Source organism: Novosphingobium lentum NBRC 107847 (assembly GCF_001590965.1).
In the GTDB taxonomy this organism is placed as follows: Bacteria; Pseudomonadota; Alphaproteobacteria; order Sphingomonadales; family Sphingomonadaceae; genus Novosphingobium; species Novosphingobium lentum.
In genome coordinates, this window is record NZ_BCTW01000005.1 from 147004 (window position 1) to 159479 (window position 12476).

Annotated in this window: 23 protein-coding genes; all 23 read left to right on the forward strand. The window is 63.8% G+C overall.

The features are described 5' to 3' along the window. Position 1 precedes the first annotated feature (1 nt). The 23 genes from rpsJ to NL2_RS05970 all read left to right on the forward strand — a co-directional run bounded on the left by rpsJ (position 2) and on the right by NL2_RS05970 (position 12426). Positions 2-313 (forward strand): 30S ribosomal protein S10, encoded by a 312-nt coding sequence (gene rpsJ, locus NL2_RS05860; protein WP_068072885.1) that lies wholly within the window; start codon positions 2-4, stop codon positions 311-313. 271 nt (positions 314-584) lie between these two features. Beyond that, positions 585-1463, forward strand: coding sequence for a 50S ribosomal protein L3 (rplC, locus tag NL2_RS05865; RefSeq protein ID WP_068073090.1), 879 nt, complete (start codon positions 585-587; stop codon positions 1461-1463). Positions 1464-1466: 3 nt separating this feature from the next. Continuing rightward, positions 1467-2093, forward strand: coding sequence for a 50S ribosomal protein L4 (gene rplD, locus NL2_RS05870; RefSeq protein ID WP_068072887.1), 627 nt, complete (start codon positions 1467-1469; stop codon positions 2091-2093). Continuing rightward, a complete protein-coding gene (locus tag NL2_RS05875; RefSeq protein WP_068072888.1) occupies positions 2086-2409 on the forward strand; it encodes a 50S ribosomal protein L23 in 324 nt (107 codons plus the stop codon). The genes rplD and NL2_RS05875 overlap by 8 nt, the downstream gene beginning before the upstream one ends. A gap of 4 nt (positions 2410-2413) precedes the next feature. Further along, positions 2414-3250, forward strand: coding sequence for a 50S ribosomal protein L2 (gene rplB / locus NL2_RS05880; protein WP_068072889.1), 837 nt, complete (start codon positions 2414-2416; stop codon positions 3248-3250). A gap of 5 nt (positions 3251-3255) precedes the next feature. After that, a complete protein-coding gene (gene rpsS, locus NL2_RS05885; RefSeq protein ID WP_068072890.1) occupies positions 3256-3531 on the forward strand; it encodes a 30S ribosomal protein S19 in 276 nt (91 codons plus the stop codon). Then, positions 3531-3911: a 50S ribosomal protein L22 gene (rplV, locus tag NL2_RS05890; RefSeq protein ID WP_068072891.1), complete on the forward strand. Its 381-nt coding sequence runs from the start codon at positions 3531-3533 to the stop codon at positions 3909-3911. Before rpsS ends, rplV begins: the two co-directional genes overlap by 1 nt. 3 nt (positions 3912-3914) lie before the next feature. Continuing rightward, positions 3915-4610, forward strand: a complete 696-nt coding sequence (gene rpsC / locus NL2_RS05895; protein ID WP_068072893.1) for a 30S ribosomal protein S3 — start codon at positions 3915-3917, stop codon at positions 4608-4610. A gap of 21 nt (positions 4611-4631) precedes the next feature. After that, the gene (rplP, locus tag NL2_RS05900; protein ID WP_068072895.1) at positions 4632-5066 is read left to right on the forward strand and encodes a 50S ribosomal protein L16; all 435 of its coding nucleotides are present in this window, start codon (positions 4632-4634) and stop codon (positions 5064-5066) included. Beyond that, positions 5066-5284 carry a 50S ribosomal protein L29 gene (gene rpmC / locus NL2_RS05905; protein WP_068072897.1) on the forward strand — a complete coding sequence of 73 codons (219 nt, stop codon included), beginning with the start codon at positions 5066-5068 and terminating at the stop codon, positions 5282-5284. The genes rplP and rpmC overlap by 1 nt, the downstream gene beginning before the upstream one ends. A 10-nt stretch (positions 5285-5294) precedes the next feature. Next, a complete protein-coding gene (gene rpsQ, locus NL2_RS05910; protein ID WP_068072899.1) occupies positions 5295-5564 on the forward strand; it encodes a 30S ribosomal protein S17 in 270 nt (89 codons plus the stop codon). 62 nt (positions 5565-5626) lie between these two features. Then, complete coding sequence (gene rplN / locus NL2_RS05915) at positions 5627-5995, forward strand: 50S ribosomal protein L14 (RefSeq protein ID WP_068072901.1); 369 nt, start codon at positions 5627-5629, stop codon at positions 5993-5995. After that, positions 5995-6315 carry a 50S ribosomal protein L24 gene (gene rplX / locus NL2_RS05920; RefSeq protein WP_068072903.1) on the forward strand — a complete coding sequence of 107 codons (321 nt, stop codon included), beginning with the start codon at positions 5995-5997 and terminating at the stop codon, positions 6313-6315. Before rplN ends, rplX begins: the two co-directional genes overlap by 1 nt. Next, positions 6308-6901 carry a 50S ribosomal protein L5 gene (gene rplE / locus NL2_RS05925; protein ID WP_068072905.1) on the forward strand — a complete coding sequence of 198 codons (594 nt, stop codon included), beginning with the start codon at positions 6308-6310 and terminating at the stop codon, positions 6899-6901. Before rplX ends, rplE begins: the two co-directional genes overlap by 8 nt. 30 nt (positions 6902-6931) lie before the next feature. Then, entirely contained in the window at positions 6932-7237 is a 306-nt protein-coding gene (rpsN, locus tag NL2_RS05930; RefSeq protein WP_068072907.1) for a 30S ribosomal protein S14, read from the forward strand. Positions 7238-7247: 10 nt separating this feature from the next. Further along, positions 7248-7643, forward strand: coding sequence for a 30S ribosomal protein S8 (rpsH, locus tag NL2_RS05935; RefSeq protein WP_068072909.1), 396 nt, complete (start codon positions 7248-7250; stop codon positions 7641-7643). Beyond that, the gene (gene rplF / locus NL2_RS05940; RefSeq protein ID WP_068072911.1) at positions 7643-8176 is read left to right on the forward strand and encodes a 50S ribosomal protein L6; all 534 of its coding nucleotides are present in this window, start codon (positions 7643-7645) and stop codon (positions 8174-8176) included. Before rpsH ends, rplF begins: the two co-directional genes overlap by 1 nt. A 1-nt stretch (position 8177) precedes the next feature. Then, on the forward strand, positions 8178-8528 hold the full coding sequence (gene rplR / locus NL2_RS05945; protein WP_068072913.1) for a 50S ribosomal protein L18: 351 nt from the start codon (positions 8178-8180) through the stop codon (positions 8526-8528). A 2-nt stretch (positions 8529-8530) separates the two neighbouring features. Continuing rightward, positions 8531-9301 (forward strand): 30S ribosomal protein S5, encoded by a 771-nt coding sequence (gene rpsE, locus NL2_RS05950; protein ID WP_068073091.1) that lies wholly within the window; start codon positions 8531-8533, stop codon positions 9299-9301. A gap of 5 nt (positions 9302-9306) precedes the next feature. Then, positions 9307-9498, forward strand: coding sequence for a 50S ribosomal protein L30 (rpmD, locus tag NL2_RS05955; RefSeq protein ID WP_068073093.1), 192 nt, complete (start codon positions 9307-9309; stop codon positions 9496-9498). A gap of 199 nt (positions 9499-9697) precedes the next feature. Continuing rightward, on the forward strand, positions 9698-10234 hold the full coding sequence (gene rplO / locus NL2_RS05960; RefSeq protein ID WP_068072915.1) for a 50S ribosomal protein L15: 537 nt from the start codon (positions 9698-9700) through the stop codon (positions 10232-10234). 147 nt (positions 10235-10381) lie between these two features. Beyond that, positions 10382-11749, forward strand: a complete 1368-nt coding sequence (secY, locus tag NL2_RS05965; RefSeq protein WP_068072917.1) for a preprotein translocase subunit SecY — start codon at positions 10382-10384, stop codon at positions 11747-11749. Positions 11750-11778: 29 nt separating this feature from the next. After that, the gene (locus NL2_RS05970) at positions 11779-12426 is read left to right on the forward strand and encodes an adenylate kinase (protein ID WP_068072918.1); all 648 of its coding nucleotides are present in this window, start codon (positions 11779-11781) and stop codon (positions 12424-12426) included. Positions 12427-12476 lie beyond the last annotated feature (50 nt).

Below are 12476 nucleotides of genomic sequence, written 5' to 3' on the forward strand. Positions count from 1 at the left end.
CATGGAAGCTCAGAATATCCGCATTCGCCTCAAGGCGTTCGACCATCGCGTGCTCGATCAGGCCACCGGTGAAATTGCGGACACGGCACGCCGCACCGGCGCGCTGATCCGGGGGCCCATCCCACTGCCGACGAGAATTGAGAAGTTCACCGTGAACCGCGGCCCGCACATCGACAAGAAGTCGCGCGAGCAGTTTGAGGTGCGCACCTACAAGCGGTTGCTCGATATCGTGCAGCCCAACGCCGCCACTGTCGATGCGCTGATGAAGCTCGATCTGGCAGCCGGCGTCAACGTCGAGATCAAGCTGGCGTAAGCCGGCTCGACCGCCAAAGAATTTTTGGACTTCCGGGTCCACTTCCTTCCGGCTTCGGCCGGTTTCGCAGGACACTTCCTGCGCGGACATAGGGATACCTCCGGCGCCGCTTTCTTCGGGAAGCACAGTCGGGACAGCGTCCCCCGTCTCGCCGCCCAGGCCTTCGCATGAAGGTCGGGATGGCACTCAGCCCGGACGGGGCTCGCTTCACATTTTCGGGCTGAACACGCCTGTGGGGATGGTCCCTGCAGGCCTCTGTAGGAGAATGGTCATGCGTACCGGCGTGATCGCGAAGAAGATGGGGATGACCCGCCTTTTCCAGGACGACGGACGGCACGTGCCGGTTACCGTTCTGGCGCTTGAAGATTGCCAGGTGGTTTCGGTCCGTACCGAGGAGGTCGACGGTTACGTCGCGCTCCAGCTCGGATCGGGTGTCGCCAAGCAGAAGAACGTTGCCAAGCCGCAGCGTGAGCATTTCGCCAAGGCGGAAGTGCCGCTGAAGATGCGCGTGGCCGAATTCCGCGTTTCCGATGATGCCGTGCTGCCGGTTGGCGCCACCATCACCGCAGACCACTTCATCGCTGGCCAGTACGTCGATGTTTCCGGGCATACGCAGGGCAAGGGTTTTGCCGGCGGCATGAAGCGCTGGGGCTTCGGCGGCATGCGCGCCACCCACGGTGTGTCGATCAGCCACCGTGCGCTCGGTTCGACCGGTCAGCGCCAGGATCCGGGTCGCGTCTTCAAGAACAAGAAGATGGCCGGCCACATGGGTGACAAGCAGCGCACCCAGCAGAACCTCGAAATCGTCCGCACCGACGTTCCGCGCGGCCTGATCTTCGTCAAGGGCTCGGTCCCTGGCGCGAAGAACGGCTGGTTGCTGGTCCGCGACGCGGTCAAGCTGCCGATGCCGGAAGGCGCGCCGTTCCCCGGTGCGATCGCCGAGAAGAAGAGCTCGCACCCCGAGCACGAGATCGCGCCTGCGGGCATGATCGAGGCAGCCGCCGAGCACGAAATCGATACCGGCCCGACCGCCGAGGAAGCCGCCGCACTGCTCGCCGAGCAGCATGCCGGTGCCCCGACCGACGCCGAGATCGAACAGGAACAGACCACGGGCGGCGATACGCCTGCCGGTGAAGGCCAGGAGGGCTAAGTCGTGAAGGTCAAGGTCCTCAATCTCGATGGTTCGGCGGCAAAGGCCGACATCGAGTTGTCGGATGCGGTGTTCGGTATCGAACCGCGCGCCGACATCCTCCACCGCGTTGTCACTTGGCAGCTCGAGAACCGTCGCGGCACTGCCCGCGCCGCGCGCGAGCGGTCGGATGTTGCCCGCACCGGCAAGAAGCTGGGCAACCAGAAGGGCGGCGGTACGGCTCGTCACGGCGATCGTGCAGCCCCGATCTTCATCGGCGGCGGCAAGGCTCACGGTCCGCGCAAGCGCGACTTCGACGTCTCGCTGAACAAGAAGGTTCGCGCCCTCGGCCTGCGCATGGCGCTTTCGGCCAAGGCCAAGAGCGGTCTTGTGGTGATCGACACCCTGGAACTGGCGGATGCCAAGACCAAGGCGCTGAGCCTGCAGCTGGCCAAGCAGGGCTGGGGCAAGAAGGTCCTGGTGATCGACGGCGAGATGGTGAACGAAGGTTTCGCCCGCGCTGCCGGCAACATCATCGGCATCAACGTCCTCCCCGCTGTCGGCGCCAACGTCTACGACATCCTGAAGCATGATACGCTGGTGCTGACGCGCGCCGCGGTCGAGAAGCTGGAGGCGCGTTTCCATGGCTAAGGCATCCAAGGCGGACGGCATCGACACGCGTCACTACGACGTGATCGTTGCGCCGCACATCACCGAAAAGGCGACCCTGCTCAGCGAGCACAACGCCGTGGTCTTCAAGGTGGCCGAAAAGGCCACCAAGCCGGAGATCAAGGCTGCTGTGGAAGCGCTGTTCAACGTCAAGGTGACGGGCGTGAACACGCTGACCCAGAAGGGCAAGACCAAGCGCTGGAAGGGCAAGCCCTACAAGCGTTCCGATGTGAAAAAGGCGATTGTCACGCTGGCCGCCGGCCAGTCGATCGACATCACCGAAGGCGTCCGGGGCTAAACCGATGGCACTGAAGAACTATAACCCGACCAGCCCCGCACGGCGCGGCCTGATCCTCGTCGACAAGTCGTCGCTGTGGAAGGGCAAGCCCGTCAAGGCGCTGACCGAAGGCAAGAGCAAGACCGGCGGCCGCAACAACAAGGGTCACGTGACCTCGCGCGGCATCGCAGGCGGCCACAAGCAGAAGTACCGCTTCATCGACTTCAAGCGTCGCAAGTGGGACATGCCGGCCACCGTCGAACGGCTTGAGTACGATCCCAACCGCACCGCGTTCATCGCGCTGGTGAAGTACGAGGACGGCGAACAGACGTATGTCATCGCGCCGCAGCGTCTTGCGGTTGGTGACACGATCGTCGCCGGAGAGAAGACCGACGTGAAGCCGGGCAACGCGATGTTGCTCAGCCAGATGCCGGTCGGCACGATCATCCACAACGTGGAGATGAAGCCGGGCAAGGGCGGGCAGATCGCCCGTTCCGCCGGGACGTATGTCCAGCTGGTCGGTCGCGATCGCGGCATGGTCATCGTGCGCCTGAACTCGGGCGAGCAGCGCTACTTGCGCGGCGATTGCATGGGTACGGTCGGTGCGGTGTCCAACCCGGACAACCAGAACCAGAACCTGGGCAAGGCCGGTCGCAGCCGCTGGATGGGCAAGCGCCCGCTGACCCGCGGCGTCGCCAAGAACCCGGTCGATCACCCGCATGGCGGTGGCGAAGGCCGCACCTCGGGTGGCCGTCATCCGGTCACGCCATGGGGCAAGCCGACCAAGGGCGCCCGCACCCGCAACAACAAGCAGACGGACAAGATGATTATCCGTTCGCGTCACGCGAAGAAGAAGAGGTAACCGCCATGGCACGTTCCGTCTGGAAAGGCCCCTTCGTCGACCTGCACCTGCTCAAGAAGGCGGAAGCCGCGCAGGATGCAAGCCGCGCCGCTCCGATCAAGACCTGGTCGCGTCGTTCGACGATCCTGCCGCAGTTCGTCGGCCTGACGTTCAGCGTCTACAACGGCCACAAGTTCATCCCCGTCTCGGTCAACGAGGAAATGGTCGGTCACAAGCTTGGTGAATTCGCGCCCACGCGCACGTTCCCCGGCCACGCTGCCGACAAGAAGGGCAAGCGCTAATGGGCAAGGAAAAGTCCCCCCGTCGCGTTGCCGATAACGAGGCACTCTCGGTCGGCACGCAGATCCGCGGTTCGGCCCAGAAGCTGAACCTCGTTGCGGCCCTGATCCGCGGCCGCAAGGTCGAGGACGCGATGAACATCCTGTCATTCTCTCGCAAGGCGATGGCTGTCGATGCGCGCAAGGTGCTCGCCTCGGCGATCGCCAACGCCGAAAACAACCACAACCTGGATGTCGATGCGCTCGTCGTTGCGGAAGCAAGCGTCGGCAAGTCGATCACCATGAAGCGCTTCCACACCCGTGGTCGCGGCAAGTCGACCCGCATTCTCAAGCCGTTCAGCCGCTTGCGCATCGTGGTCCGCGAAGAAGCTGGGGAGGCCTGAGCCATGGGTCACAAGAGCAATCCGATCGGCCTGCGTCTGCAGATCAACCGCACCTGGGACAGCCGCTGGTACGCCGAAGGGCACAACTACCAGCAGATGCTCAAGGAAGACCTGATCATCCGCAAGTACATCGTCGAGAACCTGCCGCAGGCAGCGATCTCGAAAGTGGTGATCGAGCGTCCGGCCAAGCTGTGCCGCGTGTCCATCTATGCTGCACGCCCCGGCGTGATCATCGGCAAGAAGGGCGCAGACATCGAGAAGCTGCGTTCGAAGCTGGCCACGATGACCAAAAGCGACGTCAAGCTGAACATCGTCGAAATCCGCAAGCCCGAGATCGACGCCAAGCTCGTCGCGCAGGGCATTGCCGACCAGCTCATTCGTCGCGTGGCGTTCCGCCGGGCGATGAAGCGTGCGATGCAGTCGGCTATGCGTCTGGGTGCCGAAGGCATCAAGATCACCTGCGGGGGCCGTCTTGGCGGCGCGGAAATCGCACGGGTCGAATCGTATCGCGAAGGTCGCGTGCCGGCCCACACGCTGCGCGCACACATCGACTATGCCGATGCCGAGGCGCTGACCGCTTACGGGATCATCGGCATCAAGTGCTGGATCTTCAAGGGCGAGATTCTCGGCCATGACCCGATGGCACAGGACCGGTTGATGATGGAGGCTCAAACCTCCGGCGTCCGGCCTGCACGTTGAGCATAGGATAGAGTAAGAACCATGCTGCAACCGAAAAAAACCAAGTTCCGCAAGACCTTCAAGGGTCGGATCAAGGGCGATGCCAAAGGCGGCACCGACCTGAACTTCGGCTCGTACGGCCTGAAGGCGATGGAGCCCGAGCGGATCACCGCCCGGCAGATCGAAGCGGCTCGCCGCGCGATCACGCGCCACATCAAGCGTCAGGGTCGCCTGTGGATCCGCATCTTCCCGGACGTGCCGGTGACCAAGAAGCCGGCCGAAGTCCGTCAGGGCAAGGGCAAGGGCGCGATCGAATACTGGGCTGCACGGGTCAAGCCGGGCCGCATCCTGTTCGAACTCGATGGCGTTCCCGGTCCGCTGGCCGCTGTTGCTTTCGAACGTGCGGCGATGAAGCTGCCGATCAAGACCAAGGTCGTGGCCCGCCTGGGCGACACCTCTCACCTGGGAGCCGAATGATGGCCAAGATCGAGGACCTGCGCACCAAGTCCGACGACCAGCTGTCGGGTGATCTGCACGACCTGAAGCGCGAGGCGTTCAACCTGCGTTTCCAGGCTGCCACCAACCAGCTCGAGCGTCCGGCGCGGATCAAGGAAGTGCGCCGCGACATCGCCCGTATCAAGACGCTGCAGACCGAGCGCACCAGCTCGACCGCCTCGAAAACGCCCGGGGCGTAAGGAGAACACGATGCCCAAGCGTATCCTGGTCGGCACCGTGGTGTCCGACAAGACCGACAAGACCGTCGTGGTCAAGGTCGAGCGCAAGGTGAAGCACCCGCTATACGGGAAGATCATCCGCCGCTCGAAGAAGTATCACGCGCATGACGAAGACAACGCGTTCAAGGCCGGTGAGACCGTGCGGATCGAAGAGACCGCGCCGATTTCCAAGCTGAAGAGCTGGAAAGTTGTCGAACGCGTCGTCGCCGGCAAGACCGCCGCCGTCGAAGCCGACGTCTGAGCCATTTGAATTTGGAACTGCCGGACTTGTTCCGGCAAGCCGTCTGAGAAGGAACCGGATCGATGATCCAGATGCAATCCAATCTCGACGTCGCGGACAACAGCGGCGCAAAGCGCGTCCAGTGCATCAAGGTGCTGGGTGGCTCTAAGCGTCGTACCGCGGGCGTCGGCGACATCATCGTGGTGTCGATCAAGGAAGCGCAGCCGCGGGCTCGCGTCAAAAAGGGCGACGTGCACCGCGCGGTGATCGTGCGCACCCGCAAGGACGTGCGCCGGGCCGATGGCTCGGTGATCCGTTTCGACGGCAACGCCGCCGTGCTGGTCAACAAGAACGAGGAGCCGATCGGCACCCGCATTTTCGGCCCGGTGGTTCGTGAACTGCGTGCGCGCGGCTTCATGAAGATCATCAGCCTTGCGCCGGAGGTGCTGTAATGGCTTCCGCCAAGATCAAGAAGGGTGACAGCGTCGTCGTCCGCTCGGGCAAGGACAAGGGCCGCACCGGCACTGTCCTGCAAGTCATGCCCAAGGACGGCAAGGTCGTCGTTTCGGGCGTGAACGTGGCCGCGCGCCACCGCAAGCCCACCCAGGAAAACCCGCAGGGCGGCATCGATCGCCGTGAAGCGCCGATGCACATCGCCAAGGTCGGCCTCGCCGATCCCAAGGATGGCAAGGCCACCCGCGTTCGGTTTGAAACCAAGGACGGAAAGAAGGTCCGCGTGGCCGTCAAGTCCGGGGAGACCATTGATGGCTAAGGAAGACACCAGCCGCTACGTCCCGCGGATGAAGCTGCGGTACGATGCGGAAATCGCCAAGGCGATGACCGAGCGTTTCGGTTACACCAACGCGATGGAAGTGCCCAAGATCGAGAAGATCACGCTCAACATGGGCGTGGGCGAAGCGAGCCAGGACAAGAAGAAGGTCACGGTTGCGGCTTCCGAAATGGAACGCATTGCCGGTCAGAAGCCGGTGATCACCAAGGCGAAGAAGTCGATCGCACAGTTCAAGCTGCGCGAAGGAATGCCGATCGGTTGCAAGGTCACCTTGCGCCGCGAACGCATGTACGAATTCCTCGACCGCCTGATCACCATTGCCATGCCCCGCATCCGCGATTTTCGCGGCCTTAACCCGAAGAGCTTCGACGGGCGCGGCAACTACGCAATGGGTCTCAAGGAGCAGATCATCTTTCCGGAGATCAGCTACGACCAGATCGAAAAGGTGAGGGGCATGGACATCATCGTGACCACCACCGCCAAGACCGACGACGAAGCGCGCGAGCTGCTCCGTTTGTTCGGGTTCCCGTTCCCGCAGGAAGTTTCTGAAGAGAAGCAGGCCGCGTGATCCAGGTTAAGAAGAAGAGAGCTTAAGTCCATGGCGAAACTGAGTTCCATCAACAAGAACGAGCGGCGCAAGAAGCTGGTCGTCAAGTACGCTGCGAAGTATGCGGCGCTCAAGGCAACGGCGGGCGACACGTCGCTCGACGAAACCGAGCGTCTGATCGCGCGCCTCAAGATGGCCGAGATTCCGCGCAACGCGAATCCGACCCGCGTGCGCAACCGCTGCAACACCACCGGCCGCCCGCGCGGCTATTACCGGAAGTTCGGGCTTTGCCGCATCGAGCTGCGGGACAAGGGCAACAAGGGCCTTATCCCCGGCCTGACGAAGTCGAGCTGGTAAGGATCACCCTATGGCATTGACCGATCCCCTGGGTGATATGCTCACCCGCATCCGCAACGGCCAGCAGGCGAAGAAGGACACCGTCCTGTCGCCCGCGTCGAAGCTGCGTGCACACGTTCTCGAAGTCCTCCAGCGCGAGGGCTACATCCGCGGTTTCACGGAGGACGCCACCGGCGCCCACCCGCAGCTGCGCATCGAGCTGAAGTATTTCGAGGGCCAGCCGGCGATCAAGCACGTGGCCCGCGTCTCGAAGCCGGGCCGCCGCGTGTATTCGGGAAGCAAGGAGCTTCCCGTGACGCGCAACGGCCTTGGCATCACCATCGTCTCGACGCCCAAGGGCGTGCTTTCCGATGCGGAAGCACGCGCCAGCAACGTCGGTGGCGAAGTGCTGGCGGAGGTGTTCTGATGAGCCGCATCGGCAAACGGCCGGTGACGATCCCCAGCGGCGTCACCGCAGCGATCGCGGACGGCAAGCTGACCGTGAAGGGCCCCAAGGGTTCGCTTACGCTCAACATGCGCGACGAGATCAGCTACACCCTCGAAGGCGACACCGTGCTGGTGAAGCCGGCGAACGACAGCAAACAGGCGCGCGCCTTCTGGGGCATGCAGCGCACGCTCGTGGAAAACCTCGTGACCGGCGTGACGCAGGGCTACACCAAGGTGCTTGAAATCACCGGCGTGGGCTATCGTGCCAACGCGCAGGGCAAGAACCTGAAGCTGCAGCTCGGCTACAGCCACGACGTCGATTTCGCGGTTCCCGAGGACATCGAGGTCAAGACCCCGGATAACACCACGGTCGAGATCAGCGGTATCGACAAGCAGAAGGTCGGCCAGGTCGCCGCCGAGATCCGTCGCTGGCGCAAGCCCGAACCCTACAAGGGCAAGGGCATCAAGTACCGCGGCGAGTACATCTTCCGCAAGGAAGGGAAGAAGAAGTAAGATGGCAAAGCTCTCCCTCTTCGACAAACGTCGCCGTCGTGTTCGCACGGCCCTCAAGGCCCAGCGCAATGGTCGTCCCCGCCTTTCGGTGCACCGGTCCGGCCGGCACATCTACGCCCAGATCATCGACGATGCACAAGGCCGCACCGTGGTGGCCGCGTCGACGCTGGTCAAAGGCGCCAAGGCGATCGGCGCCACTGCCGATGCTGCCGCCAATGTCGGCAAGGAACTCGCCGAGAAGGCGAAGGCTGCCGGCATCACGTCCGTCGTGTTCGATCGCGGCGGCTTCCTGTTCCATGGCCGCGTCAAGGCGCTGGCCGACGCCGCGCGTGAAGGCGGTCTGGAGTTCTGATGATGGCAGATGAGAACAACACGGCTGCAGTGTCGGCCGAGCCGACTGCCGGTGCTGAAGCAACCCCGGGCAGCGATACTGGAGCCCCGCGCGAAAACCGCGGTCCGCGCGGCGGCCGTGGCGGCCGTGGCGGTGGACCCGGCGGCGGCGGTGGCGGTGGTGACCGCGGTCGCGGTGGCGGTGGTGGTGGTCGTCGTGACGATCGCCGTGGCGGTCGCGGCGGTGACGACGATGGCGGTGAGGAACTGATTGAAAAGCTGGTCCACATCAACCGCGTGTCGAAGACGGTGAAGGGCGGCAAGCGCTTCGGTTTCGCCGCGCTGGTCGTGGTGGGTGACGGCAAGGGTCGCGTCGGCTTCGGCCACGGCAAGGCCCGCGAAGTTCCGGAAGCCATCACCAAGGCAACCGCTTCGGCCAAGAAGACGATGGTCCGCGTTCCGCTCAAGGAAGGGCGCACGCTGCACCACGACGGCAAGGGCCGTTTCGGGGCGGGCAAGGTCAACGTACGGTCGGCGCCTGCCGGTACCGGCATCATCGCCGGTGGCCCGATGCGCGCCGTGTTCGAAAGCCTGGGTGTGGCCGACGTGGTGACCAAGTCGGTCGGCTCGTCCAATCCCTACAACATGATCCGCGCAACGTTCGATGCGCTGACCGACCAGACGTCGCCCAAGTCGGTGGCGCAGCGTCGCGGCAAGAAGGTCGCCGACCTGCTCGGCCGCGGCGGCGCCAACGTGGTGGAGGCTGAAGCCGCCGCCGACGCGATTGTGGAGTGAGCCAGATGGCCAAGACCGAAACCAAGACGATCAAGCTCAAGCAGATCGGTTCACCGATCCGCCGCCCCGAATCGCAGAAGAAGATTCTGATCGGCCTCGGGCTGGGCAAGATGCATCGCGAAGTCGTGCTTCAGGATACCGCCGAAGTGCGCGGTGCCATTGCGAAGCTGCCGCACATGGTTGCGGTGATCGACTGACATTTGCCGCGCGGCGTCCTGCGCGACGCGGCAACGGTGTGACACGCGCCCCGGCAGGGATGCCGGGGCGTTCGTGCGTCCGGGGCAGTTTGGCATCACCTCCCGAAATCCTCTGGCGCAAAGTGGTTGTGTTTTGCCTGATGCCTCGCTAAGGGCGCGCACTTCCATCAGCGCGACCAAAGCGAAAGCGAGTGCAGACATGAAACTTAATGAACTCCGCGACAATGACGGTGCCCGCAAGGGCCGGATGCGCGTCGGACGCGGCATCGGCTCGGGCAAGGGCAAGACCGCCGGGCGCGGCCAGAAGGGCGCCAAGGCGCGTTCGGGCGTCAGCATCAACGGCTTCGAAGGTGGCCAGATGCCGCTCCACATGCGGATCCCGAAGCGCGGCTTCAACAACATCTTCGCCAAGGACTTCGCCGAAGTGAACCTGGGTCTCGTCCAGAAGGCGATCGACGCGGGCCGGCTCGACATCACCAAGCCGATCGATCACGCCGCGCTCAAGGCCGTCGGCCTGGGCCGTGGGGGCAAGGACGGCGTGCGCCTGCTGGGCAAGGGTGACTTCACCGCCAAGGCTTCGTTCGCCGTCGATGGCGTGTCCAAGGGTGCGCGCGAAGCGGTCGAAAAGGCCGGCGGATCGGTCGAACTGCCCGCCGCACAGCCGAGCGAGCACGAGAAGAAGACCGCGCGCCGCGAGGTCAACAAGGCCGAGCTGAAAGCCCTGAAGGCCAAGTAAGCCCCAACGCAAACCGGAAGCATCATCCCTGCGGCGTAAAAATGTCGCGGGGATGATCCGTTCCGGGGGTTCGACAACGCGGCTGCGTCCCTATATGGGCGTTCGCAAAGGCCGTTGGCCGCTCCCCATTCGAGGCTCATCGATTCCATGGCATCCCGCGCCGACAATATTGCCAGCAACCTCAGTCTGGCCAATTTCTCCAAGGCGACCGAGCTGAAGAACCGCATCTGGTTCACGATCGGCGCGCTGATCGTGTTCCGGTTCCTGAGCTTCGTGCCGCTGCCCGGCGTGAACCCGCTGATCCTGGAAACGCTGTACAGCAAGACGCAGGGCGGCATCCTCGACATCTTCAACGCCTTTTCGGGCGGTTCGCTGCAGCGCATGAGCCTGATCGCGCTGGGCGTGATGCCGTACATTACCGCATCCATCGTGGTGCAGCTGGCCGCATCGCTCCATCCCGCGCTCACCGCGCTGAAGAAGGAAGGCGAAAGCGGCCGCAAGAAGCTCAACCAGTACACCCGCTATGGCGCGGTGTTCCTGACCGCGCTGCAGGGCTGGTTCCTCGCGTCGGGCCTCGAGGCTTATGGCGCGTCGAGCGGGCTGCAGGCCGTGGTCAATCCCGGTTACCTGTTCCGCGTCGGCGCGGTCGTCAGCCTCGTTGGCGGCACGATGTTCCTGCTGTGGATCGGTGAACAGATCACCAGCCGCGGCATCGGCAACGGCACCTCGTTGATCATCATGGCGGGCATCGTCGCCCAGATGCCGACGTTCATCGCCAACTTGTTCGAAGGCGGGGCCACCGGCTCCGTCTCGATGTTCACGATCGTGTTCATGATCGGGATGGTGGTCGGCCTTGTGCTGTTCATCTGCTTCATGGAGCGCGCGACCAGACGGTTGCTGATCCAGTATCCCAAGCGCGCGAGCCAGCGCGGGATGATGAACGCCGATCGCAGCCACCTGCCGCTCAAGATCAACACGGCGGGCGTCATTCCGCCGATTTTCGCCAGCTCGCTGCTGTTGCTGCCGCTGACGATCACGCAGTTCGCGGGCAAGTCGGTGTCGCAGGATTCCGCCGCCGGTGCCGCCATCGTCACGCTCAACCAGTACCTGGGGCATGGCAAGCCGCTGTACATGCTGCTGTATGCGCTGGGGATCATCTTCTTTTGCTTCTTCTACACCGCCGTGGTGTTCAATCCCGAGGAAACGGCAGAGAACCTGAAGCGCAACGGCGGGTTCATCCCGGGCATCCGCCCCGGCAAGAACACTGCGACCTATCTCGATTACGTGCTGACCCGCATCACCGTGATCGGGGCTGCGTACATCACCGTGGTCTGCGTGATCCCCGAATACGTGATCGCGCAAACCGGCATGCGGCTGTTCTTTGCGGGTGGCACCAGCCTGCTGATCGTGGTCAACGTGACGGTCGATACCATTACCCAGATCCAGTCACACCTGCTGGCGCACCAGTATGGCGATCTGATCAAGAAGGCCAAGCTCAAGGGGCGGCTGCGCTAACAGGCGCGGGCGAAAAGGGGACGTCAGACGTGAATATCATCCTGTTGGGACCGCCGGGCGCGGGCAAGGGCACGCAAGCGCAGCGCCTGGTCGAGAAGTATGGCATGCGCCAGCTTTCGACCGGCGACATGCTGCGCGCCGCTGTGAAGGCGGGCACGCCGGTCGGGCTCAAGGCCAAGGCCGTGATGGAAGCGGGCGAACTGGTCTCGGACGAGATCGTCTCCGCGCTGATCGGCGACGAGCTCGATGCGATGGGGCCTGCGGTTGGCGCCATTTTCGATGGCTACCCGCGCACCGCGCCGCAAGCCGTCTCGCTCGATGAGATCCTGACCAGCCGCAACCGCAGCCTCGACCATGTGATCGAGCTCGACGTCAACGAGGATGCGCTGGTCGAGCGCATCACCGGTCGATACACCTGCGCGACGTGCGGCAAGGGCTATCACGACACGTTCGAGCAGCCCAAAGTCGCGGGCACCTGCGACAAGTGCGGCGGCCACGAATTCAAGCGCCGGCCCGACGACAACGAGCAGACCGTGCGCACGCGCATGGCCGAATATCGCGCCAAGACCGCGCCGATCCTGCCGATCTACGATGCGCGCGGCATCGTCACGCGGGTCGATGGCATGGCCGACATGGACGACGTGACCGCCGCGATCGAGGCCGTCCTCGAAAGCTGATCCCCGCACGGCCTGTCCACTGACATCATCAGACTTCAGGGGCGGCTGAA

Bases quoted from the DNA above. Each gene is read 5' to 3' on its own strand.
- rpsJ (WP_068072885.1), top strand. From the start codon at position 2: ATGGAAGCTCAGAATATCCGCATTCGCCTCAAGGCGTTCGACCATCGC.
- rplC (WP_068073090.1), top strand. From the start codon at position 585: ATGCGTACCGGCGTGATCGCGAAGAAGATGGGGATGACCCGCCTTTTC.
- NL2_RS05875 (WP_068072888.1), top strand. From the start codon at position 2,086: ATGGCTAAGGCATCCAAGGCGGACGGCATCGACACGCGTCACTACGAC.
- rplB (WP_068072889.1), top strand. From the start codon at position 2,414: ATGGCACTGAAGAACTATAACCCGACCAGCCCCGCACGGCGCGGCCTG.
- rpsS (WP_068072890.1), top strand. From the start codon at position 3,256: ATGGCACGTTCCGTCTGGAAAGGCCCCTTCGTCGACCTGCACCTGCTC.
- rplV (WP_068072891.1), top strand. From the start codon at position 3,531: ATGGGCAAGGAAAAGTCCCCCCGTCGCGTTGCCGATAACGAGGCACTC.
- rpsC (WP_068072893.1), top strand. From the start codon at position 3,915: ATGGGTCACAAGAGCAATCCGATCGGCCTGCGTCTGCAGATCAACCGC.
- rplP (WP_068072895.1), top strand. From the start codon at position 4,632: ATGCTGCAACCGAAAAAAACCAAGTTCCGCAAGACCTTCAAGGGTCGG.
- rpmC (WP_068072897.1), top strand. From the start codon at position 5,066: ATGGCCAAGATCGAGGACCTGCGCACCAAGTCCGACGACCAGCTGTCG.
- rpsQ (WP_068072899.1), top strand. From the start codon at position 5,295: ATGCCCAAGCGTATCCTGGTCGGCACCGTGGTGTCCGACAAGACCGAC.
- rplN (WP_068072901.1), top strand. From the start codon at position 5,627: ATGATCCAGATGCAATCCAATCTCGACGTCGCGGACAACAGCGGCGCA.
- rplX (WP_068072903.1), top strand. From the start codon at position 5,995: ATGGCTTCCGCCAAGATCAAGAAGGGTGACAGCGTCGTCGTCCGCTCG.
- rplE (WP_068072905.1), top strand. From the start codon at position 6,308: ATGGCTAAGGAAGACACCAGCCGCTACGTCCCGCGGATGAAGCTGCGG.
- rpsN (WP_068072907.1), top strand. From the start codon at position 6,932: ATGGCGAAACTGAGTTCCATCAACAAGAACGAGCGGCGCAAGAAGCTG.
- rpsH (WP_068072909.1), top strand. From the start codon at position 7,248: ATGGCATTGACCGATCCCCTGGGTGATATGCTCACCCGCATCCGCAAC.
- rplF (WP_068072911.1), top strand. From the start codon at position 7,643: ATGAGCCGCATCGGCAAACGGCCGGTGACGATCCCCAGCGGCGTCACC.
- rplR (WP_068072913.1), top strand. From the start codon at position 8,178: ATGGCAAAGCTCTCCCTCTTCGACAAACGTCGCCGTCGTGTTCGCACG.
- rpsE (WP_068073091.1), top strand. From the start codon at position 8,531: ATGGCAGATGAGAACAACACGGCTGCAGTGTCGGCCGAGCCGACTGCC.
- rpmD (WP_068073093.1), top strand. From the start codon at position 9,307: ATGGCCAAGACCGAAACCAAGACGATCAAGCTCAAGCAGATCGGTTCA.
- rplO (WP_068072915.1), top strand. From the start codon at position 9,698: ATGAAACTTAATGAACTCCGCGACAATGACGGTGCCCGCAAGGGCCGG.
- secY (WP_068072917.1), top strand. From the start codon at position 10,382: ATGGCATCCCGCGCCGACAATATTGCCAGCAACCTCAGTCTGGCCAAT.